This is a genomic window from Vibrio sp. Vb1574, from assembly GCF_033338675.1.
On sequence record NZ_JAWOTC010000009.1, the window covers coordinates 72,315 to 95,834 of the forward strand.

A 23,520-nucleotide genomic window follows, 5' to 3' on the forward strand; every position below is an offset into this window, starting at 1 on the left:
GTCCTTTTTTGTGTTAGGGAATTATGCAACCTGAGAGTTTAAGTCATCGCGGTAGCGTTGAATATGCTCAACAATTGGTGCGGCTTTGTTGAACGTTCTGATTTCTCTAAATAGGTCTTTTGCTTCAGGATAAGCCTGACGTAAGTAAGAGAACCATTGTTTTACGCGGTTTGGGTAATACAAGCCTTTATCGCCTTTCATCTCAAACTTGGAATAATAGATGAGCAACTCAACCACCTCGGGCCATGACATTGGCTGGTGGTTATGTTTTACCATATTGCCTAAGTTAGGGATATTGAAAGCGCCTCGGCACACCATCAAAGAGTTAACGCCAGTCGTTTCAATGCAACGTTGACCGTCTTCATAATTCCAAATTTCACCATTCGCTATCAGTGGGATATCGAAACGTTCGCGAATTTGGTTGATGTAATCCCATTTTATCTCAGAAGCTTTATAACCACCTTGTTTAGTACGTGCGTGTACGGTCAATTCATTTGCGCCAGCAGACTGAATGGCATCGACAATTTCAAAGCAATCTTCAGGGTTCTCCCAGCCAAGACGAATTTTTGCAGTTACGGGAATGGCTTCTGGAACGGCTTCTCGACAAGCTTTAACAACACGGTGAATGAGCTCTGGATGTTGGAGTAGCGCTGCTCCACCTTTACTTTTGTTGACCATTTTGGCTGGGCAACCAAAGTTTATATCAATACCTCTGGCGCCAAGATTTGCCGCTTTAATTGCGTTCTCAGCCATCCAGTTTGGTTCTTGTCCCAACAATTGCACATGTACTGGCACACCAGATGCAGTCTGAGAACCTTGCAACAGCTCCGGGCATAAACGGTGAAATACATGATCGGGTAATAGCTGGTCGATTACGCGAACAAACTCCGTAACACACAGGTCATAGTCGTTTATCTCGGTCAGGATTTGGCGCATCAAATGATCTAAAACGCCTTCCATTGGGCCTAGTACAACTCGCATAGCTTGCCTAATACAGTTTGGTGGTAAAAAGGAGGGCGATTGTAGCGATGTAAGTTAAGTTTGTCATTAAAAGAGTCGAAGCGCCCAGTGCAGTCAAACACACAACGTTAGGTTACGTGCTTTTGAGCTCTGAGGTATAATGCCGCCAAATTTATGGGAAACCAGATGTCATGCAATACACATTGATTGAAAAAGGTGAAGTTCACGTCGATGAATCTTGCCTATTTATCGAAGGCGCAGTGTTAGCTGCGAATCTGACGACAAAACCACTCGCTCCTGAAAAGTGGTTAGAGCCGCTATTAGGTGAGGGATTCAAAGCGATTCAACCAGCTGTGGAAGAGCAAATTCACAAGCAGCATAACCGAATTCAACGAAACGAATATTCCGTGCTAGAGCTAACAGGCAAAGAACCTGAACAACTTGCTGATTTTGCCGAAGGCTTTATGTCTGTTTGGCCAATGATTGAAGAACAATGGCAAGACGTTGAGCTCAATGATGGGTTACAGCGTATGCTGCAAGCATTACTGACCACTTTGATGCTGGCTATCGATGAGCCAGCAACGCAGCAACAGATGCGCGACGCAGGTATTGAAACGCCACCGGCCCTGACAGATTTAGTCGATCAGCTTGATTTAATGGTCGGTGAAGTCGCGCTGGGCGCGGATGAGTTGATGGTAGGCAATAAAGCTCAAAGCCTAAACCCATTCAAAGGTATCGGGCGCAATGATCCCTGTCCTTGTGAGAGCGGAAAAAAATTCAAGCAGTGCTGTGGTCAATCACGCGGCTAAATCGAATCGCCGCGCTATCCACTTAACAAAAAGCCGACCAGATGGTCGGCTTTTTGTTAATTTTTACGCGTCAGTAGGATTAACGAATTGGATTAACGCGTTTTGCAGGGAAGAATTGTGCAATTACAATTAATGCCAAAGCGATTAAATTGCCTGCAAAAATTACGACTAACCATTGTGGCATTGATAAATCAAGGAACTGCCATACAACCTTAGAGCAATCACCATATGCTTCAAACATCCAAGGAACCCACTGATTGAGCGGAGCCCAGCTAGGGAATGTGACGAATAAATCGCAAGTCGCGAATGGTGATGGATTAAACTGGTAGTCAACGTGCTGCATCGCAAGTAACAAACCCTTGTAAGCACTTAATCCCCAGCCTATCAAACCTAGCCAGCGGAAAATTGGGTTCTTGGGTGCCAATATACCAACCATTGCAGCGACGCCCACTCCCATCATCGCGACTCTTTCATAAATACACATGACACATGGTGCAAGCATCATGACGTGCTGAAAATAGAGGGCACATGCTTCAAAGAAAACGACGAATAGCAGAAGCAGTAGCCACGATAAACGTCCCTTTGAAAACTGGTTAAGTGAATTTAAAATAGTCACGTTTTTGTTCCTGTCTGAAATAGAAAAAGCTCTGAATACTCAGAGCTTTTTATCGTGGATAAGTTTCCTAATCAACTCAAATTTTAGTGACCACCGGATACTACGGGAGTCAGATCACCACTATGAGGTAAAATCCAACCAGCTTCGTAGAAAGAAGCTGTTGCAGGCTCTAGGAAGAACATGATTCCCATTAGACCGACAATCGCAAGAACGACGGTGTAAGGCAGCGCCATGATAACCATTCGACCGTAAGACAGACGAATTAATGGAGCGAGAGCCGATGTGAGTAAGAATAGGAATGCCGCTTGACCGTTTGGCGTTGCAACAGAAGGCAGGTTAGTACCAGTATTGATTGCCACCGCCAGTAAGTCGAACTGATCACGAGTAATGAGGCCCTCAATGAGTGCAGTTTTTACTTCATTGATGTAAACCGTACCAACGAACACGTTATCCGACACCATAGATAACAAGCCATTCGCCACATAGAACAGAGCTAGCTGAGTACCTTTATCTTCAACGGCAAGCACCGCATCGATGACTGGTTTAAACAGCTCTTGATCAATGATTACAGCAACGATCGAGAAAAATACAGCAAGCAGTGCAGTGAAGGGCAGGGCCTCTTCAAACGCTTTCCCCATGGAGTGCTCTTCAATGACACCAGTAAATGCGGTCGCTAAAATGATCACAGAAAGGCCAATTAAGCCGACAGCCGCTAAGTGCAAAGCGAGTGCAACGATCAACCAAACCGCAATAAGACCTTGAACCCAGAGTTTTGCGACATCTTGATTTGTTCGCGTTTTACGCTCTTCACGGTCAAAATCGACGAGGATCTGACGAACGTTATTAGGAAGCTTCGCGCCGTAGCCAAACACTTTAAGCTTTTCAACTAAAGCACAAGTGATGAGACCACAGAAAAATACAGGTAGTGTCACTGGAGACATACGGATTAGGAATTCACCAAATAACCAACCCGCTTGGTCTGCAATAATTAAGTTTTGAGGTTCACCAACCATCGTGGTTACGCCACCTAAGGCAGTACCTACACCAGCATGCATCAACAAAGAGCGCAAAAAGGCACGATAGTTTTCTAAGTCATCACGCGTTAGTTCAGTGATCGTGTCATCTTGTGTATGGTCATGGTCACCGATAGGGTTACCAGACGCTACTTTGTGATAGATAGAGTAAAAGCCGATCGCCACGCTGATAACAACGGCGATAACCGTCAAGGCATCCAAAAATGCAGACAAAAATGCCGCAGCAAAGCAGAACGCGAGTGATAGTAGGGTTTTAGAGCGAATGCCAAGTAAAATTTTGGTAAAAATGAACAGCAATAGCTGCTTCATGAAGTAGATGCCCGCAACCATAAATACTAGAAGTAGCAGTACTTCGATATTTGCTACTAATTCGTGCTTAACTTGCGCAGGGCTAGTCATGCCGATAGCAATGGCTTCAATAGCAAGTAAACCGCCAGGTTGTAATGGGTAGCATTTTAATGCCATTGCTAGCGTGAAAATAAATTCAGCGACCAACAACCATCCAGCTACAAATGGGTTTATTAGGAAGAATACAATCGGGTTAATTATTAAGAAGGCTATAATGGCAACTTTGTACCAATCAGGCGCTTTACCAAGGAAGTTCTTGATAAAAGCGTTTCCGAGCGATATCGGCATGATAATTCTCTTTATAACAAAATTATGAATAGACACTACAATAGTGCTTAAGTATCTGTTTGTTAGACTTATTAACTAGTCTTTAAAAACAATAACTTAGTAAAACAACAATCCTTTGTTTATTGTAGTCTTGCCAAGTTACTTCCCCTGAACTCAAGCACCGCTCACTTTCGACCGCAAACTCTACACTCAGGCATTTATTAGTCAATAACAAAACGTGATGCTACCGACTAAAATGACTTTTTAAATGTAATAACGCGATCAAAACGGCGTTACTATACCATGAAAGTCTTAAAAAAATCCTCTTGGATTTTAAATGACGGTCAGTGACGAGAAAAGGCAAATTAAGAAAGAATATTAACTGTGATATACAAAGTAATTTTTCATATTTTGAATATAAAAATGTGACACGGTTGTCTTTATTTCTCCGAGATTTGTGAGCTGTTTAATTAAATGAAAATTCATATTTTACTGCTTTCGCTCGCATGTTAGAGCCTCTTAAATTGACACAACATATAGAGTATTAACTCTATGTTATGGAGTCGTTTCCACTATTGATCGTAAATTTTCTCAAACCGCTAAGTAGTGGTATGATGAGTAGTATCGACCCTCAGAAATCAATATTGGATAAAAAGTAGAATGGTCATAAAGGCGAAAAGCCCTGCGGGATTCGCAGAAAAATATATTATCGAGAGCATTTGGAACGGCCGTTTTCCTCCAGGCTCAATTTTACCTGCTGAGCGCGAGCTGTCCGAACTGATTGGTGTTACTCGAACGACTTTAAGAGAGGTTCTTCAACGACTAGCCCGTGATGGATGGCTGACTATCCAGCACGGCAAACCTACGAAAGTTAACCAATTTATGGAGACCTCTGGTCTGCATATTTTGGATACTTTAATGACGCTAGACGTTGATAATGCGACAAACATTGTAGAAGATCTGCTTGCGGCACGTACTAACATCAGTCCTATCTTTATGCGCTATGCATTTAAAGCGAACAAAGAGAGCTCTGAGCGTACAATTAAGAACGTAATCGAATCTTGTGAATCTTTAATGAATGCGGCTTCCTGGGACGAATTCATCGCTTCTTCGCCGTATGCTGAAAAAGTTCTGCAGAATGTGAAAGAAGATAACGAGAAAGATGAAGCGAAGCGTCAAGAAATCTTGATTGCTAAAACGTTCAACTTTTACGATTATATGCTTTTCCAGCGCCTAGCATTCCATTCAGGAAATCAAATTTACGGTTTGATCTTTAATGGTTTGAAGAAGCTCTACGATCGTGTCGGTAGCTACTACTTCTCAAATCCAGCTTCTCGTGAGCTAGCTCTGAAGTTTTACCATCAATTGCTCGAAACTTGTGAAAGTGGCCAGCGTGAGCAACTACCAGTAGTGATTCGTCATTATGGTATGGAAAGTGCGTTGATCTGGAACGAAATGAAAAAGCAATTACCAACGAACTTCACGGAAGACGACAGCTAAGCGCTGACAAGTTGGATAAACGAAAACCGCAGTGCCTTAGGCCTGCGGTTTTTTTGTTTTTATTTATAAGTCGGCGACGGACCTAGCACCAATAATAAGGCATGGAACGTTTATCCTGCTAGCGAGAGTCTGGGTAACGGTAGATATAATGACTCTACGACATCTGAAAGGACATGGTCGTAAGTATTGAAGATGGTCAATGACAAGTCCGATGTGACGCCATAAAGCTCTGCTTCTGTTAAGTCGACATGACTCCCTGTCACGTATTCATTTAGCGTCTGTATTGAGCGCGTGGAAGCAGGAGAGGTAATGCTAAGTGGAGCGATAACCGCTAGTTGGTTTAGCTTACGCATCATGACCGATGCATAGTTTTTGAAACGCTCATTTCCGCCTTGTTCTCCTAAATCTTGAATGCTGATTCGTAACTGAGTCAGGGTCTCCAAGCTATCCATAATGTTTTGCCAGTTCATGTGATACTCATTATGCAAGTCATCTCTTTGCTCAACCGCTAGCCATGCGATGGTTACTTCATCCATCAAAAACAAGCAATGACGAATTAACTTACCATGCTCCATCTGGTTTCTTGCAACACTATGGTCATTCCATTGTTCAAGTAGTTTCCCTACTTTAATCTGTAATACGCGATACATGGGTTTGTTTTCAAACCGTGATGTTTCGACTAAAAGATGCAGCTTGTTAGTCAGAGCATCATGAAGAGCGTCCAATTTTTGTTGATCGTTTTGTTGGAATTGAAGCGAGTAGTGAGTAGCAGCTCGGTGGTGTCTCAGAAGGTGAACAACATCTCGCAACAATGTTAACAGCTGATATTTGCGCGCATGTTGCTGCTCTCGTTTAGAAGATAAGTGATATATTCCGGCTAAAATAGCGATGGACAATAGTGTGGAAATCAAAACAAACATAACCAACTCCTTGTTAGTGTTTGGACCTAACAAGGAAGATTGCAGTTTTGATGCCACTAATTAAATTCTATTAAAACAGTGAGTTAGGCTTGTGACGGGAAAGATGTTGTACAAGTTTGGTGCACAAATTCCCCAAAAGTGTGAATTCAGTCAAAAAAAGTCCCCGCTGAACTGGCGAGGACTTTTTAAATTTGATCGTAAAGCTACAACTTACATTACGCGCATGCCAGGTTGAGCGCCTTCGTGTGGCTCAAGGATCCACAGGTCGCTACCACCAGGGCCTGCCGCTAGGATCATACCTTCAGACATACCAAACTTCATCTTACGAGGTTTTAGGTTTGCTACCATTACCGTTAGCTTGCCTTCTAGCTCTTCAGGTTTGTAAGCTGACTTGATGCCAGAGAATACCTGACGAGTTTCACCACCGATGTCTAATTGGAACTTAAGCAGTTTGTTGGCTTTTGGTACTTCTTCACAAGAGATGATGCGAGCGATACGCATATCTACTGCAGCAAAAGCATCGAACTCAATCTCTTCAGCGATTGGTTCTTTGTCTAACTCGGTTTGGCTAGCCTTGTTCTTTTCCGCTTCAGCTTTCTCTTTCGCCGCCATTTCTGCCGCCGCATCTTCTTTAGACGCTTCGATCATCGCTTCAACATTCTTCGGATCGATACGGTTGAACAGTGCTTTGAACTTAGTGATCTCGTGGCCTGTTAGTGGATCAGCGATGTTTTCCCAAGTTAGCTCTTGGTTTAGGAACGCTTCAGTACGCGCAGCTAGCGATGGCATTACTGGTTTCAGGTAAGTCATCAGTACGCGGAATAGGTTGATACCGACAGAACAGATGTCTTGTAGTTCCTGATCTTTGCCTTCTTCTTTTGCTACAACCCACGGTGCTTTTTCATCAACGTATTGGTTAGCTTTGTCTGCCAATGCCGTGATTTCACGGATTGCACGACCAAACTCACGCGTTTCGTAAAGCTCAGCGATACGGTCAGCAGCAGCAACAAATTCGTTGTAAAGTTCAGGCTCTGCAAAGTTGTCAGACAGTTTGCCTTCAAAACGTTTCGCGATGAAACCTGCGTTACGAGATGCCAGGTTAACGATCTTGTTAACAACGTCAGCGTTTACGCGCTGAGTGAAGTCTTCAAGGTTAAGATCTAGATCATCGATACGGCTGTTTAGCTTCGCAGCGTAGTAGTAACGTAGACACTCAGGGTCTAGGTGCTCTAGGTAAGTGCTTGCTTTTACGAACGTACCTTTAGACTTCGACATTTTCGCGCCGTTTACGGTTACGTAACCGTGTACGAATACGTTGTTTGGTTTACGGAAGCCGGAACCTTCTAGCATTGCTGGCCAGAATAGGCTGTGGAAGTAAACGATGTCTTTACCGATGAAGTGGTACAGTTCTGCTGAGCTGTCTTTCTTCCAGTACTCGTCGAAATCTAGGTCGTCGCGCTTGTCACATAGGTTTTTGAAAGAGCCCATGTAGCCGATAGGTGCGTCTAGCCATACGTAGAAGAATTTGTTCTTCTCACCAGGGATCTCGAAGCCAAAGTATGGTGCATCACGTGAGATATCCCATTGCTGCAAGCCAGATTCGAACCATTCTTGCATTTTGTTCGCTGTTTCAGCTTGTAGCGAGCCAGAGCGAGTCCACTCTTTTAGCATGCTTTCAAACTGAGGCAGGTCGAAGAAGAAGTGCTCTGAATCTTTCATTACTGGCGTCGCACCAGAAACCGCAGATTTAGGATTGATCAGTTCTGTTGGGCTGTAAGTCTCACCACAGTTGTCACAGTTGTCACCGTACTGGTCTTCAGACTTACATTTTGGACAGGTACCTTTTACGAAACGGTCCGGTAAGAACATCTCTTTTTCTGGATCGAACAGCTGAGAGATAGTGCGGCTAGAGATAAAGCCATTTTTCTTCAACTCAAGATAAATGTGTGACGCTAGCTCACGGTTCTCATCTGAGTGTGTGCTGTGGTAGTTATCAAAGCTGATATCAAATCCAGCGAAGTCTTTTTGGTGCTCTTCGCTAACTGCGGCAATCATTTCTTCAGGAGTAATACCCATCTGTTGCGCTTTAAGCATGATTGGCGTGCCGTGAGCATCGTCAGCACAGATGAAGTTTACAGTGTTGCCGCGTAGGCGTTGGTAACGAACCCAAATGTCCGCTTGGATATGCTCAAGCATATGACCAAGGTGGATCGAACCGTTAGCGTACGGAAGGGCACAAGTTACCAGCATTTTCCTTGACGGAAAGTTTTTTGGATCGTTTGCCATACTTAATATTCGCTTTTCTTGATAGGTATAAATAAATTTTGATGGATAATACTACCCCATGAACTGACTAACTCCAAGGTGTCAAACTGCGGAATGCCTTAGTTTTTTTGGGGTTCTGGTTGAGCCTGGACGGTGGTAGCATGACATCTAAAAGGAGGGCTTATGCATCAGTTCACTTCAAAACAAGATTTTTGTCACTTGTTTAACCAATTCCAACATCCACAGTTGGTGGAAAACTGGGCAGATATTCATGGCGCAATTTCGATTACGACACAGGGTTCTATTGATATAAAGTTGCCATTCGCAAGTAATGAGCTTCAAACCGTACTGCATGACTGGATCAAACAGCAGCAAGCCTCGGGTAAAGTAGCTGAATTCCCATTTAATATTCGCCTTGGAGTTAAAGCTTTGGAAACTCAAGTGGCTAACTCGGTTAAGGGTGTTAAGAACATCATTGCCGTCAGTTCTGCGAAAGGTGGCGTTGGTAAATCTACTACCGCAGTTAACTTAGCGTTGGCAATTGCTCAATCTGGGGCGAAAGTGGGATTGTTGGATGCAGATATCTATGGTCCGTCTGTACCTATGATGTTGGGGCAAGAAGATGCTAAACCAGAAGTTCGTGATGGCAAGTGGATGGAACCCATTTTTGCTCACGGCATCTATACTCATTCTATCGGTTATTTGGTGGATAAATCAGAAGCGGCGATATGGCGCGGTCCAATGGCTTCAAAAGCGTTGTCGCAGTTATTAACTGAAACAGATTGGCCAGATTTGGATTATTTGGTGATTGATATGCCGCCAGGTACGGGGGATATTCAATTGACGCTGTCACAACAAATTCCGGTAACAGGTAGCGTGTTAGTCACAACACCGCAAGATTTAGCCCTTGCCGATGCAAGGAAGGGAGCGGCAATGTTTAACAAAGTCCATGTCCCGGTTATTGGTGTTGTGGAAAACATGAGTTATCACATTTGTAGTCAATGTGGCGCGAAAGAGCATATTTTTGGTATGGGCGGAGCTGAAAAAATGTCGCAAGAATTTGGCTTAGCATTGTTAGGACAAATTCCGCTTCATATCTCTATGAGAGAAGATATTGACGCTGGCGTGCCAACGGTAGCAAGACGCCCAGAAAGTGAGCATGCAGGGTATTATAAGCAACTTGCCGATCGCGTATGTAGCACGATGTTTTGGCAAGGCAAAGCAAAACCAGATGCGATTAGCTTTACAATGGTGAACTAAGTTTACTATGCCTGTTGGTTGATAATTGCACATTTTAACGTTTGCTCGGAGGTTAATCCTCTGAGCAGGCAGAAACTTATGACTAAACCCTAATTCCAACTAGTAACTATGGGGTGAACTCCCTATAATCAGGCAGTTTATCTTTTTATGTGACTAGAAATCATCATCGGGTGCAAACTAATGTCTGATAATAATCAATGCGTCATCGTAGGTATTGCTGGCGCTTCTGCTTCGGGAAAAAGTCTGATCGCGAGCACTATTTATAATGAGCTTCGCGCGAAAGTAGGCGATCATCAAATCGGTGTCATCACGGAAGATTGCTACTACAACGACCAAAGCCACCTAAGCATGGAAGAGCGAGTAAAGACGAACTACGATCACCCGAGTGCGTTGGACCACGACCTACTGTGTGAGCACCTAGAAAAATTGGTACGTGGTGAAGCAGTAGAAGTGCCTGAGTACAGCTACACTGAGCACACAAGAACAATTAACACCACCACAATGACACCTAAAAAGGTGATCATTCTAGAAGGTATCCTTCTTCTTACAGACCCTCGTCTTCGTGATTTGATGCATGCGACAGTATTTATGGACACACCGTTAGATATTTGCTTGCTTCGCCGTGTTAAGCGTGATGTGGAAGAACGAGGCCGAACTATGGAGTCTGTTCTTAAGCAATACCAACAAACAGTACGTCCGATGTTCATGCAGTTTATCGAACCTTCTAAGCAATATGCGGACATTATTGTTCCTCGCGGTGGTAAAAACCGTATCGCAATTGATGTATTAAAAGCTCACATTGCAAGACTTTTGAAAGCTTAAGCCTATAGACGGCTATATCGCTTTATTTTTAGGAGAAGAAGTGGCACCTTAAGTGCCACTTCTTTTTTTGTTTTTAAATTAGTCAGTTGCAGGTTAAAACCAGACACTTTTCACGCTTTTGTGGAACTGTCAGCGGCAAATGGAGTCTGCGCTTATAATTGTAAAAACACTCGAGCAAGGAAAAACAAATGAAGAAACTGCTCTTAATTCTAGCAATACCGATTGTGGTCATTTTGGTCGCAATTTTAGCGTTAACCATCTTCGTCAATCCGAATCAGTTTAAACCCCTTATTGTTGAGCAAGCGCAAAAGCAAACGGGATTAGAGTTGGTGATTGAAGGGGATATCAGTTGGCAATTTTTCCCATCAATTGGCTTTGAGTTGGGACATACAGAATTGCGAAACCCACAAGGCTTTAGTAAACCCAATTTATTCAAAGTTGATACCGTTGGTGTAGACATCTCTGTTATGCCACTTTTTAGTCAACAGCTTGAAATTGGAAACGTCACGCTTGATGGTGCTGAGTTCTACATTGAAACCAAGAAAGATGGCAGCAAGAATATTGATGCATTGACGAAAGCCCAAACACAACAAGCAGAACAAGAGAGCAATGCTGCGCCTACGCAAAATGGTGAAACGCAAACTTCTGGTTCTGATTGGAGTATTAATCTTGCTGGCGTTACGGTTTCTAACGGTTCATTAGAAATGCAGGATAAGCAAGCCGGTAGTTACACCAAACTTTATGATATTTCATTAAACCTTTCCGAATTCGCTTTTGACAACTGGACAACGGCTGATTTTGGCGTGAAGGGCGAAATGAACGACCAAAAGTTCACCGCGAAAGGTCAGGCAGACTTTAAGCTAGAAAAAGGTTTGGCAAACTACGCGCTAAAGAACATCAACTTTGATGCGACATACTCTGACCCTGCCAATAAAATTGAATCGGCAACGATCGGTTTAGACACGTTTGAATTCGATAAAGTAAATAACCTGACTTATGCCATTAAGGGTGTCGCTGGTGGTATGAAGTTAGATATGCAGGGTGCTGGTCAACTTAGCGTGGACAAGGCTATCAGCAAAGTACAGTTGGATAAGTTAACTCTTAAATCGACTTTTGAGGGTGATGCTTTACCTCAGTCCCCGATGAAAGTCGACATGGTGTCTGATCTGTCTTTCGACCTAACGAAAAACCATCTGAGTTTTGTTCTAGAGAAGTTAACAGCGAATGCTATCGCCCTAGATGGTAAGGCAGATGTGACACTCGGTGATATTCCTAAAGTACGCTTTGCTCTCCATAGCCCCAATATCGATCTTGATGAGTTTTTAGGGTTAGATAAGCAAGCTGCCGAAGGTAATAAGCCTGCTTCTGGTGGCGAGAGTGCTCCTGCCGGACCTGAGGTTGAGCCTGATTTGTCTGCGTTGAAAACGTTAGATGTAAAGGGTGACATTACCATCGACAAATTCAAAGCGGCAAATGCGAAGATGGAAGCGGTAAAAACGAGCTTCACTGTAAATCGTGGCGTGTTTGAGCTTACATCTTTTAGTTCGAAGTTGTACCAAGGCTCAATCTCAGCGACAGCGAAGCTAGATGCACGCCAATCACCAGCGACTTACAGTGTTAAAAAGTCAATCAAAGGCGTGAAAGTTCAACCGCTACTTATAGACGTTGCTGAAAACGACAAACTTGAAGGGACAGGTAACATTGATGTGAATGTTACAGGTAAGAGTCTCACGCCTACCGGTATCAAGAAGAATCTATCTGGTACGGTTGTTATCAATTTTGCTGACGGTGCGGTGAATGGCATCAACGTTGCTCAGTTGATTCGTGAAAACTATGCGAAATTTAAAGGGCAAAAAGTTGAAGGCACCAATGAAGCTAAGAAAACAGACTTCAGTGCGATGACGGCGACATTGAAACTCAACAAAGGTGTAGTATCAACGGATAATATGCAAGCTCAGTCTCCATTGTTACGTGTTCGTGGTAAAGGTACCGCAAACTACATCAATGAAACAGTCGACTTTACTATCAGCACGTCAGTTGTAGGCAGCCTAGAAGGCCAGGGCGGTAAAGATATAGATGAGCTGAAAGACATCACGATTCCAATCAATGTGTCTGGTAAGTGGGCAGAACCTAAATTCAAGCTCGTATTCGATGATGTTCTGAAGCAGAAAGCTCAAAAAGAAATCGATCGTGGCGTGGAGAAGCTAACGGACAAAATCAAAGACGAGAAAACCAAAGATGCGGTCGATGGTTTATTGAAGAATCTTTTCAACTAACCGTGCGTGAAAACCAAAAGGGTTGGCATTTTGCCAACCCTTTTTAAATTACTCTGCGAGTGTTACCAATCGACGCCTTTGAGGGCTTTTACGCCAGATTCAAATGCGTGCTTTACATTTTTCACTTCAGAAACGGTATCGGCCATTTCAATCAGGGTTCGATGTGCGCCACGCCCAGTAATAATAACCGACTGCATTTTAGGTCGGTTGCTCAGCGCTTCGACCACTTCGTCTAAGTCGATGTAGCCGTAGCTCACCATATAAGTTAGCTCGTCAAACAAGATGACATCGATAGAGTCGTCTTGCAGCATGCGTTTACATTCTTGCCATACGCCTTGCGCTGCTTCGGTATCAGCGGCTTTGTTTTGAGTTTCCCATGTAAAGCCGGTCGCCATTACTTGGAATTCAACGCCGAGTTTCTCAAGTAGGTTGCGCTCACCGTTGTCCCAAGTACCTTTAATAAACTGCGCGACAGCACAATTCAAACCATGACCCACTGCGCGTGCGATCGTACCGAATCCTGATGTCGATTTACCTTTACCATTTCCGGTAATGATCAGTAGCAGACCTTTTTCCTCTTGAGCAGCAGCGATTTTTGCGTCTACCTGTTCTTTGACTTTTTGTTGGCGAGCTTTATGGCGTGCTTCTTTATTTTCTTCGATAGACATAATACTTCCTCAATTCCTTTTCGTGCTGTGCCCAAGCTAATTTGGGTTCATTGATTTATCTCGCTATGATAGACCAACATATCGTGAAGAAAAACCACCGATAATTCAGGGAATAAAATGAAGAAAATACTTGTTGTTTGTATGGGAAACATTTGTCGGTCACCAACTGGAGAGGCAGTGTTAAGAGCGAAAGCTCAAAAGCTAGGCGTTGAAGTAGAGGTTGAGTCGGCAGGTACAATTGGCTACCACGCAGGAAACCGACCGGATTCAAGAGCGATGGCAGCAGGAAAGCTGCGAGGCTATTCTTTTAGAGGAATGCAAGCGCGCCAAGTCACCATTGATGACTTTGAAAAGTTTGACCTTATATTAGCCGCAGATAAAGCAAATTTGGCCGATTTATTGGATATTTGTCCGTTGAAGTATCGACACAAAGTATCGTTATTTTTAAGTCATTCTGGGTCAGGTTACGACGAAGTCCCTGATCCATACTATGGTGGGGAAGATGGCTTTGAACTGGTGCTTGATTTAATCGAAGAGGCATCAGATGCTATTTTGAAGAAGCTATAATCGCCGGGCTTGAAGACAATAGAAAAAGGGATGAGCTCAGCTCATCCCTTTTTATTCGTGTTAACCCGCTAGTATGTCGGTTGCGACTTTGTAGCTTGGGTCTTCCTTCACGTTAATTTCAACCAAGCTGCCAGCTTTGTCCAAAAGTTTACGACAATCTGGGCTTAGGTGACGAAGGTGCAGCGTTTTACCTTGAGCATTGTAACGCTCAGCCAGTGTTTCAATGGCTTCAATTGCAGAGTGATCTGTCACGCGAGAGTCTGCAAAATCGACAATCACATCTTTTGGATCTTCAGGCGCGTTAAACAACTCCAGGAAGTTAGCCGCAGAGCCAAAGAAAATAGGGCCGTGAATCTTGTACTCTTTTGAACCTTCCTCGTTTAAGCACGTGTCGGCATAGATGTGCTTAGCGTGTTGCCATGCAAACATTAATGCAGAAACGATAACACCAACCGCTACGGCAACAGCAAGGTCAGTAAGAACAGTAACAACGGTCACAAGAACAATAACGAAGAAGTCTTGCTTCGGTACGCGGCGTGCTAGCTTAAATGTTGCCCATTCGAATGTACCAATGACAACCATGAACATCACACCAACCAGAGCAGCGAGTGGGATCATTTCAATTAGCGAAGAAGCGAATAAGATAAACATCAATAGAGCGATAGCCGCAACGATACCAGATAGACGGCCGCGACCACCTGAGTTTACGTTGATCATCGACTGACCAATCATCGCACAACCACCCATTGCGCCAAACACAGAACACGTCATGTTTGCCATACCTTGACCGATACATTCGCGGTTAGATTGACCACGAGTATTCGTCATCTCATCTAAAACTGTCAGTGTTAGTAGAGATTCAATTAGACCAATGGCCGCGAGAATGATCGCGTATGGAAGAATGATTTGTAGTGTCTCTAGTGTAAATGGTACCGCAGGAATAGAGAAGGTTGGTAGTGAACCTGCGAGTGTTGCAGCTTCATCACCAGACATTGTACGCAGGAAGTCAACAACAGTTCGAGTTTCCAGATCCAAGCCAACCACTAAAGCCGTCACCGTTACGATCGCAACAAGTGAAGAGGGTACAGCTGTTGTGATTTTTGGTAGAAAGTGAATGATTGCCATAGTCAGCGCAACCAAACCAAGCATTAGCAGCATCTGGTCTTGTGGTAGCCAAGTAAGCATGCCGTTGATGTCTGGCGCTTTAAACTGACCCAACTGAGCTAGGAAGATAACAATAGCCAGACCGTTCACAAAACCGATCATCACAGGGTGAGGTACGATACGGATGAACTTACCCAATTTAAACATACCAGCGGCAATTTGAAGAATACCAGCGAGCATGATGGCTGCGAATAGGTACTGGACACCGTGAGTCGCGACAAGCGAAACCATTACGACTGCCATGGCACCTGTTGCACCAGAGATCATGCCAGGACGACCACCGAAAATGGAAGTAATAAGACCAACGATGAATGCAGCGTAAAGACCGACCATCGGATCTACGCCTGCGACGAACGCAAATGCGACAGCTTCAGGAACCAATGCTAGCGCAACGGTTAAGCCTGATAGCACATCATTTTTTACGGAGTGCTTAGAAAATTGGGGAAATTCGAACATGTTTGTTTTTAAGTTCTCTTTGCAATGAGTTAAACCCGACACATATTCGTATTTGCACAAGCCACTGGAAGGTTGAATTTTAATCACACATTGCAGTGTAAACCGTAGTATTAAAAGAGCAGCATCAGAATGGTGTCGAAAACTTGAGTCGGCGCATGCTACCGAAAAGTGTGATTAAGTTCAAGAATGATACGAATAATGGCGTACAAATGTGATCACGAATTGGTATTTATATGAACAATTTTTTGGGCAAATATGAAGATAAAAAAGGCTACCAGATGGTAGCCTTTAATTTATTTATGCCGTTAAGCAGTTGAACGTAATGATTTAGCCTAGTTAAAGTTAGGCTTTGTCATCTCTGCCGATGCACGGTTTTTAGCCACTTGGCTACCAGCACCTTTAGCTTGGTAACGTTCGGTTTTGAACGGTGCTGCTGCAACCGTGATTTCGCGTAGCTCTTGAGGGCCAGGTGCTTTCGTCATCGGTGCGCTAGCGTTTAGCTTAGCCGCAACTTTAATGGCTTCGACTTTAGGCTCTGGTTTATCTACTGGCGCTTCGGCCGCAATCTCTTTTTCTGCTTCAACGATAGGCTCTTCAGCAGGTGCCGTTTCTACAATGGCATCAACCGGTTCAGCATGTTCAGTTACAGGAGTTTCAACGATAGGCTCTACCGAGGCTGTTTCTATTACTGCTGATTCAGCTTTTTCTGTGATTACTGTTTCCACAGCAGGTGCTTCCACAACGGGTGCTTCTACTACTGGAGCTTCCACTTTCGCTTCAACGGTTTCTTGAACCTTGTGTTCAACAACTGGCGCATCTGTTACGACAGGCTGCTCGCGACGAATAATCACTTTACCCATTGCCATTTCTGGACAAGCAAAGCCACCTTGGATTGCAGGTACTGCTGCTACAGCTTCTTCCTTAACTCGCTCTTCCTTCTTAGGTGCTGGTTTCGGAATGTAACGTGGCATTACTTTACCCATAGCCATTTCAGGAGAAGCGACACCTCCCTTACGTAGGCGGAATGGGTTAGGGCGGCGATCACGGCCACGGCGACGACGCTGGCCGCTTGCACGCAGGTGACGTGGCGAACGACGATTACGACGTTGCTTAGACTCTGCTTGCTTGTTGTCTTGCTGTGCCTCTACCGCTGCTTCTGTTGGCTTTTCAACTTTAGCTTCAACCGTTTCTTGAGTCTTAACCGCTGTTTCTTCGGCTTTCTTCTCAATAGCTTCTTGGTCCTTAACGCGTACAGACTTGTTCAATTTGCGACGTTGGCGGCGCTCTTTCACTTTTTCTGCTTTCGCATTTTGCTGCTTCGGTTTGCTCTCTTCTGGTTTTGTTTCAGTACGAGCTTCCGCTGCTAGCTGCAGACCTTTTTCCGCTACTTTTGCGTTTGCTTTCTGCTCTTGGGCTTTATCTGCCTGTTGAGCTTTAGGTTTACGCTTTTGGTTACGGTTTTGCGGTTTATTTGTTTGTTGTTGAGCTTCGTTTTGCTCATTAGCCTGCTCATCACGAGGCTTACGACGACGTCGGTTATCGCGATTGTCGCGGTTATCACGATTATCACGCTGGTTGTTATTGCGACGACGATCGTTGCGATCACGTTTGTTACGTCGATTATCGCGATTTGGTTTTTTCTCTTCCTGAGGTTTCTGTTCTTCTTTTGTTTCTTCAGAACCACCGAATAGGAAGCTACCAAGTGCTTTAAACAGACGGCTGAACAATCCAGGTTTCTCTTCTTGTTCAACGTTTTGTTCTTTCTTCTTCGCCTCAGGAGCTGGTTTAGCTGCTGGTGCAGGTGCGGTTTGAGACGGAGCAGCAAAGCCTTTAAGAACTGGCTCTTCAATTCGTTTTGGTTTTACGTCAACTTCCGCTGGCTCTTTACCTTCTGCTTCTTTCATTGCTTCCAGTTTCTTAGGAAGTAAGTAAGAAATCAGATCGAACTCTTCGCCTTCACGAACACGGATAACTTCAAAGTGCGGTGTTTCCATATCAGAGTTAGGAACAACCGTAATTTTCACTTCTTGAATGCGTTCGATATGGTTTACTGAACGACGTTTTTCGTTCAATAAGTAAGAGGCGATTGGCACAGGTACGACTGCAAGTACTTGTGCTGTGTTGTCTTTTAGCGCTTCCTCTTCAATTAAACGAAGTACAGAAAGTGCTAGAGATTCGTTGTCGCGAACGACACCAGTTCCGCTACAGCGAGGACAGATGTGGTGGCTTGCTTCTGCTAGAGAAGGGCTCAAGCGCTGGCGTGACATCTCCAACAAACCAAAGCGAGAAATACGACCGATTTGTACACGAGCGCGGTCAAGGCGAACGGCTTCACGTAGACGGTTTTCTACTTCTCGTTGGTGACGAACTGGGGTCATATCGATAAAGTCGATAACCACTAAGCCACCTAAGTCACGTAGACGTAATTGGCGAGCAATTTCGTCGGCTGCTTCTAGGTTCGTGTTTAGAGCTGTTTCTTCAATATCGCCGCCCTTGGTTGCACGAGCAGAGTTGATATCGATAGACGTTAGTGCTTCAGTCGGGTCAATAACAATAGAACCACCAGATGGCAGACGCACTTCACGTTGGAAAGCCGATTCAATTTGGCTTTCGATTTGGTAGTGGCTGAATAGTGGAACTTCGCCTTCATATTTCTTAACGCGGTTAAGGAAATCAGGGCGCACCAATTGAATGTGCTCTTTTGCACGTTCGTAGATGGTGTTGCTATCAATTAAGATTTCGCCAATATCACGACGCAAATAGTCACGGATTGCACGAACGATAACGTTACTTTCTTGGTGGATTAAGAATGGAGCAGGGTTAGAGTCCGCTGCACCTTTGATTGCACCCCAGTGGTTAAGTAGTACATTCAAATCCCACTCAAGTTCTTCAGCACTCTTGCCAACGCCAGCAGTACGTACGATTAGGCCCATGCCCTGAGGCAGTTCCAAAGTACTTAATGCGGCTTTTAGTTGAGTACGCTCGTCACCTTCGATTCGACGAGAAATACCGCCAGCACGAGGGTTGTTAGGCATCAGAACAAGGTAACTACCAGCAAGAGAAATGAAAGTAGTAAGAGCTGCGCCCTTGCTTCCACGTTCTTCTTTTTCCACTTGAACGATAACTTCTTGGCCTTCCGTTAGCACTTCTTTAATGCTTGGACGACCTTGGTAGGTGTAACCTTCAGGGAAATATTCGCGGGCAATTTCTTTGAGAGGGAGGAAACCGTGACGCTCGGCGCCGTAATCAACAAATGCGGCTTCTAAGCTTGGTTCGATACGTGTGATACGTCCTTTGTAGATATTCGCTTTTTTAGATTCATGACCTGGACTCTCGATATCAAGATCGAAAAGTCGCTGGCCATCAACCAGAGCGACACGCAACTCTTCTTTTTGAGTTGCGTTAATTAACATTCTTTTCATTGAAAATTCTCGTTGTCTTTTCTTTTATATCTTTCTTGTCGACTTGCCACTGTTTTTTCGCTCTTTCACGGTGCCTGATCCCATGGCTTGTATTTTGCAGCCTCCCGGCTGGAAGGGGATGCTCTCGGGCACTTCAGTCATCACAAGCCTCTTGTGGTTTCTGTTGGAAACGTAGACTTGTGACCCGCTATTTGGGCGGTAGGTACTCAACGTGAATATGCGAGGAGTAGGGTGGCAAGAGTGTTGAATTCGATGTGTCTCACGCCAATGCTGCACTCGACCTTCAACGATCTACTCACATTGCTTGAGGATAAATGATTGGTAATGAATAAAATGTAACCAAACCTTCCTTAGCAGCTGTGAACTATAGCAGTGCGCGTGGCTATCAGCAATCTGCTTTCACGCAAACGATAGAAAATTTGCCGCTAAACTCAAAATTTCTAATTTATAACTGGCTGTTTCATAAGCAATTGAGATGTGCAAACTGTTCAGGACAGAAAACAAATTGAGAACTTGATTGAGAGTTTTAATAATTTAAACAAAAGCTTGGCGAAATTTAGACCAGCATGTGCCACCGAGTGTTTCTTTTACGACAAGAATAATGTGAAGTCGCACGAAATTGAGTTTACAATACCGCCCATGAACGAAATAAGAACAAAAGTCCAGTTCGTCGACATCGACGAAGATATGGCGGGTCAGCGCATTGATAATTTTTTGCGCAACCAATTAAAAGACATTCCTAAAAGCATGATTTACCGAATTGTGCGTAAGGGCGAAGTGCGCGTAAATAAAAAGCGTATAAAAGCAGAGTACAAGTTAAAAGCAGGCGATCTCGTTCGTATTCCACCGGTGACCGTCGAGAAAAAAGATGACGATGTCGCACCAAGTACGAAACTTAACAAAGTCGCTGAGTTGGAAAATATGATTATCTTCGAAGATGACCATATGTTGATTCTAAACAAACCATCTGGCACCGCTGTGCATGGTGGCAGTGGTTTAAAGTTTGGTGCGATTGAAGCGCTTAGGGCTCTGCGTCCTCAAGCTCGCTTTCTTGAACTTGTGCATCGTATTGACCGTGATACTTCAGGGATTTTGCTGGTTGCTAAGAAGCGTTCTGCACTTCGTCACTTGCAAGCCCAGTTTCGTGAAAAGACAGTAAAGAAGTTTTACTTAGCTCTTGTCATGGGGCAATGGAAAAGCAGTTGTAAGGTTGTGAACGCGCCACTGCTCAAAAACGAAGTGAACAGTATTGTTCGTGTTAACCCTAATGGTAAGCCGTCAGAAACGCGTTTTAAGATTTTGGAAAAGTTCGAACAAGCTACATTGATTCAGGCGAGTCCGATTACTGGTCGAACTCACCAAATACGAGTTCATACGCAATACACTGGTCACCCAATCGCTTGGGATGATCGCTACGGTGATCGTCGCTTTGACGCTTACACAGGTCAAGTTGGTTTAGATCGTTTGTTCCTACACGCGGCAAACATCAAGTTCCAACACCCATCAAATGATGAGTGGATGGAAATCAACGCACCGATGGAACCGAAACTAGAAAAAGTGTTGGCGGGTTTAAGAAACGCGTAACCATGTTTTCCTCGCGGATGCAAAAGGGAGCCTGTGGCTCCCTTTTATCGTATTTGGGTTAAAGGACATCGAGTCCTTGAACATGCAACATATCAATCAAATCAATCAATGGTAGTCCGACAAGTGTGTTCGGGTCTTTACCAACTAATTTCGTAAACAAACAAATTCCCATGCCTTCGCTTTTAAAGCTGCCTGCGCAGTAAAAAGGTTCTTCCCTGTCGACGTAGCGTTCGATTTGTTCAAGCGTTAAATCTCTAAAGTGCACCTCGAAAGAATCAAAGCCGACTTCTGTATGGTTTGTCACGGTGTTATGTACCGCAAGACCAGTATAGAAAGTGATGACTTTTCCACTTTGAGCCAAAAGTTGATTTATCGCGTTATCTCTATTTAAAGGCTTGCCAACGATTTCACCATTAATGACACAAACTTGGTCACTGCCGATAACTAAACTTGCTTTATCCGTCTGGCAAGATATTGCTTTCTCTTGGGCCAGTCTCTGCACAAGTTCAGTTGGCGTTTCTTGGTCAAAAGGTGTTTCATCGCAATCAGGTGATAAACAAACGAATGGTAGTGAGAGCTTTTCAAGCAGTTGTTTACGAAAAGGGGAGGTTGAGGCTAAAACCAGTTGGTAATTTTTCATTTTGAATTACAATTCGTGGGAGCATTTCCAATAGGATAATAGATCAAAAATGATTCTGGCTAATGCTCTGTATGTTAAGCGTAAAAAAGTACAACTTTTTTGCCTTTTTCTTTGACTAATTTTGATTTGGAAGATAATATTCGCGCCCTATGCAAAAGGTAAAAATACCGCGAACGGTTGACCCAGCTAAAGCTGCACAGAAACGATTGGATTACGATGGCATCATCCAAGCTAGTCTTTTCAAGCGCTTAGTGGAAACAACTGAAGGCGTAAAACGCGACGCAGAAGTCTCATTGTCATTTGGGATGGATGAACAGCGACTCGTTGTTATCTCTGGTAAAGCTAACATCGAAGTCGATTTAGAGTGTCAGCGTTGTAATGAGGTATTCGCACATGAGTGCGAAGTTGAATTCCTTTCTACTCCTTACTACGGTGAGAAAACAGAACAGGAAGCACCAGAAATTTATGATTTGGTAGATCTAAATGAATATGGTGAATTAGACCTCATACAACTTGTTGAAGACGAGTTCATCTTAGCATTACCTCAAATTGCGATGCACGATGAAGCGGATTGTAGCGTTGATTCAAATAACATGGTTTTTGGTGAGATTCCTGAAGAAATTGAGGAAGAAAAACCGAATCCATTCGACGTTTTGAAAAGTCTGAAAAAGTAATAGGTGTGGTAGCCGATTCTTCTTCAGGTTTTTAACCCAATAGTATAGGAGTAGGGTCAATGGCCGTACAGAAAAACCGTAAAACTCGTTCTAAGCGCGGTATGCGTCGTTCACACGATGCGCTAACTACAGCTGCTCTATCTGTAGACGCGACTTCTGGTGAAACTCACCTACGCCACAACGTAACTGCTGAAGGTTACTACCGTGGTCAAAAGGTTATCAACAAGTAAGGTTGAACCTTTGCAAAGTATTACCGTTGCACTTGATGCAATGGGCGGGGATTTCGGTCCACGCGTAACAGTGCCTGCCGCCGTGCAGGCACTGTCTCATTTCCCAGAGCTAAAAGTGATTCTTATTGGTGATCAATCTCTGATCACGTCTCAATTATCTCAACTCGGTACCTCGACCAGTTCCCGCTTGACTATTCTTCACAGCGAGAAAGTTATCTCGAACTCAGAAAAACCTTCATTGGCGTTACGTAATAGCCAAAATAGTTCTATGCGTATGGCTATCGATTTGGTTTCTGAGCAGAAAGCGGATGCTTGTGTTAGTGGTGGCAACACCGGTGCATTAATGGCACTATCGCGTTTCATTCTTAAGTTACTTCCTGGCATTGAACGTCCTGCTTTAGTTTCCGCTTTACCGACGATTACCGGAAAGCGTACTTGGATGCTGGATCTGGGGGCGAATGTATCGTGCGATGCTGATAGCTTGTTCCAATTTGCTGTAATGGGCAGTGCATTAGCTGAAGAACACTTGGGTCGTCCTCCTCGCGTTGCTGTACTCAATATTGGCGCAGAAGAGATTAAAGGTAACGATTTAGTCAAACGTTGCGCAGAAATGCTTTCTCAGACCGATGCGATTAACTTTGTCGGTTATATTGAAGGTAATCAAATTTTGCATGATGTTGCGGACGTCATTGTTTGTGATGGATTTGTCGGCAACGTATGCTTAAAAGCCAGTGAGGGAACAGCTCAACTTTTTATCGAAAAAATTAAAACCAGCATAATGGCATCAACGATAAAGGGTTGGATAGCTAGAAAGTTGTTTTCTAGGCTGTTTAATGAACTAAAAACACTGAACCCCGACCAGTATAACGGCGCAAGTTTGCTAGGATTGCGCGGCATTGTCATAAAAAGCCATGGAAGTGCGGATGTATCTGCGATTGTCAATGCACTTGGCGAGGCAGTACACGAGGTCAAACGACAAGTACCAAGCCGTATTAGCGATCGTTTGGAAGCGGTTTTACTCGAGAGGCATTATTAGTC

19 protein-coding genes are annotated in these 23,520 nt (G+C 44.0%); 10 read left to right on the plus strand and 9 right to left on the minus strand.

Going from position 1 to position 23,520, the window contains the following annotated elements; translation table 11 throughout:
- Positions 1-21 precede the first annotated feature (21 nt).
- Positions 22-981: a tRNA dihydrouridine(16) synthase DusC gene (dusC, locus tag R7O12_RS08990; RefSeq protein WP_017633856.1), complete on the minus strand. Its 960-nt coding sequence runs from the start codon at positions 979-981 to the stop codon at positions 22-24.
- A 170-nt stretch (positions 982-1,151) separates the two neighbouring features.
- Here dusC and R7O12_RS08995 point away from each other — a divergent pair, with 170 nt between their 5' ends.
- Positions 1,152-1,769 (plus strand): YecA family protein, encoded by a 618-nt coding sequence (locus tag R7O12_RS08995; RefSeq protein ID WP_005380818.1) that lies wholly within the window; start codon positions 1,152-1,154, stop codon positions 1,767-1,769.
- 79 nt (positions 1,770-1,848) lie between these two features.
- Here R7O12_RS08995 and dsbB read toward each other — a convergent pair whose 3' ends face one another.
- Entirely contained in the window at positions 1,849-2,385 is a 537-nt protein-coding gene (dsbB, locus tag R7O12_RS09000) for a disulfide bond formation protein DsbB (protein ID WP_017821379.1), read from the minus strand.
- An 83-nt stretch (positions 2,386-2,468) separates the two neighbouring features.
- Positions 2,469-4,055, minus strand: coding sequence for a Na(+)/H(+) antiporter NhaB (gene nhaB, locus R7O12_RS09005; protein ID WP_005380822.1), 1,587 nt, complete (start codon positions 4,053-4,055; stop codon positions 2,469-2,471).
- A gap of 639 nt (positions 4,056-4,694) precedes the next feature.
- On the opposite strand from nhaB, the gene fadR reads away from it, so the two are divergent.
- A complete protein-coding gene (fadR, locus tag R7O12_RS09010; RefSeq protein WP_203345872.1) occupies positions 4,695-5,534 on the plus strand; it encodes a fatty acid metabolism transcriptional regulator FadR in 840 nt (279 codons plus the stop codon).
- A gap of 110 nt (positions 5,535-5,644) precedes the next feature.
- On the opposite strand, the gene R7O12_RS09015 is transcribed toward fadR, so the two are convergent.
- Positions 5,645-6,454, minus strand: coding sequence for a hypothetical protein (locus tag R7O12_RS09015; protein ID WP_017821380.1), 810 nt, complete (start codon positions 6,452-6,454; stop codon positions 5,645-5,647).
- Between the two features lie 210 nt (positions 6,455-6,664).
- The gene (gene metG / locus R7O12_RS09020; RefSeq protein ID WP_025767217.1) at positions 6,665-8,740 is read right to left on the minus strand and encodes a methionine--tRNA ligase; all 2,076 of its coding nucleotides are present in this window, start codon (positions 8,738-8,740) and stop codon (positions 6,665-6,667) included.
- Positions 8,741-8,902: 162 nt separating this feature from the next.
- Here metG and apbC point away from each other — a divergent pair, with 162 nt between their 5' ends.
- From apbC to R7O12_RS09035, 3 genes are all read left to right on the plus strand, one after another.
- On the plus strand, positions 8,903-9,979 hold the full coding sequence (apbC, locus tag R7O12_RS09025) for an iron-sulfur cluster carrier protein ApbC (RefSeq protein ID WP_318125764.1): 1,077 nt from the start codon (positions 8,903-8,905) through the stop codon (positions 9,977-9,979).
- A 180-nt stretch (positions 9,980-10,159) separates the two neighbouring features.
- Complete coding sequence (gene udk / locus R7O12_RS09030; protein WP_005380833.1) at positions 10,160-10,801, plus strand: uridine kinase; 642 nt, start codon at positions 10,160-10,162, stop codon at positions 10,799-10,801.
- A gap of 188 nt (positions 10,802-10,989) precedes the next feature.
- Positions 10,990-13,077: an AsmA family protein gene (locus tag R7O12_RS09035; protein WP_025767218.1), complete on the plus strand. Its 2,088-nt coding sequence runs from the start codon at positions 10,990-10,992 to the stop codon at positions 13,075-13,077.
- Between the two features lie 62 nt (positions 13,078-13,139).
- Here the strand turns inward: R7O12_RS09035 and cobO are convergent, their stop codons facing one another.
- Positions 13,140-13,745: a cob(I)yrinic acid a,c-diamide adenosyltransferase gene (gene cobO / locus R7O12_RS09040; protein WP_005380837.1), complete on the minus strand. Its 606-nt coding sequence runs from the start codon at positions 13,743-13,745 to the stop codon at positions 13,140-13,142.
- Between the two features lie 117 nt (positions 13,746-13,862).
- Here cobO and R7O12_RS09045 point away from each other — a divergent pair, with 117 nt between their 5' ends.
- Positions 13,863-14,312, plus strand: coding sequence for a low molecular weight protein-tyrosine-phosphatase (locus tag R7O12_RS09045; RefSeq protein ID WP_176311094.1), 450 nt, complete (start codon positions 13,863-13,865; stop codon positions 14,310-14,312).
- 60 nt (positions 14,313-14,372) lie between these two features.
- Here the strand turns inward: R7O12_RS09045 and R7O12_RS09050 are convergent, their stop codons facing one another.
- Both R7O12_RS09050 and rne read right to left on the minus strand, forming a co-directional pair.
- Complete coding sequence (locus R7O12_RS09050; protein WP_005380840.1) at positions 14,373-15,932, minus strand: SulP family inorganic anion transporter; 1,560 nt, start codon at positions 15,930-15,932, stop codon at positions 14,373-14,375.
- A gap of 332 nt (positions 15,933-16,264) precedes the next feature.
- Positions 16,265-19,354 carry a ribonuclease E gene (gene rne, locus R7O12_RS09055; RefSeq protein WP_167415354.1) on the minus strand — a complete coding sequence of 1,030 codons (3,090 nt, stop codon included), beginning with the start codon at positions 19,352-19,354 and terminating at the stop codon, positions 16,265-16,267.
- Between the two features lie 639 nt (positions 19,355-19,993).
- Here rne and rluC point away from each other — a divergent pair.
- Entirely contained in the window at positions 19,994-20,938 is a 945-nt protein-coding gene (rluC, locus tag R7O12_RS09060) for a 23S rRNA pseudouridine(955/2504/2580) synthase RluC (protein WP_021033985.1), read from the plus strand.
- A 58-nt stretch (positions 20,939-20,996) separates the two neighbouring features.
- Here rluC and R7O12_RS09065 read toward each other — a convergent pair whose 3' ends face one another.
- A complete protein-coding gene (locus R7O12_RS09065) occupies positions 20,997-21,578 on the minus strand; it encodes a Maf family protein (protein WP_005380845.1) in 582 nt (193 codons plus the stop codon).
- A 149-nt stretch (positions 21,579-21,727) separates the two neighbouring features.
- Between R7O12_RS09065 and yceD the strand changes: the two genes are divergently transcribed.
- The 3 genes from yceD to plsX are packed head-to-tail and all read left to right on the plus strand — an operon-like array spanning position 21,728 to position 23,518.
- Positions 21,728-22,252: a 23S rRNA accumulation protein YceD gene (gene yceD, locus R7O12_RS09070; RefSeq protein WP_005387307.1), complete on the plus strand. Its 525-nt coding sequence runs from the start codon at positions 21,728-21,730 to the stop codon at positions 22,250-22,252.
- A 59-nt stretch (positions 22,253-22,311) separates the two neighbouring features.
- Positions 22,312-22,482, plus strand: coding sequence for a 50S ribosomal protein L32 (gene rpmF / locus R7O12_RS09075; protein WP_005396978.1), 171 nt, complete (start codon positions 22,312-22,314; stop codon positions 22,480-22,482).
- Between the two features lie 10 nt (positions 22,483-22,492).
- Positions 22,493-23,518, plus strand: coding sequence for a phosphate acyltransferase PlsX (plsX, locus tag R7O12_RS09080; RefSeq protein WP_017633846.1), 1,026 nt, complete (start codon positions 22,493-22,495; stop codon positions 23,516-23,518).
- Positions 23,519-23,520 lie beyond the last annotated feature (2 nt).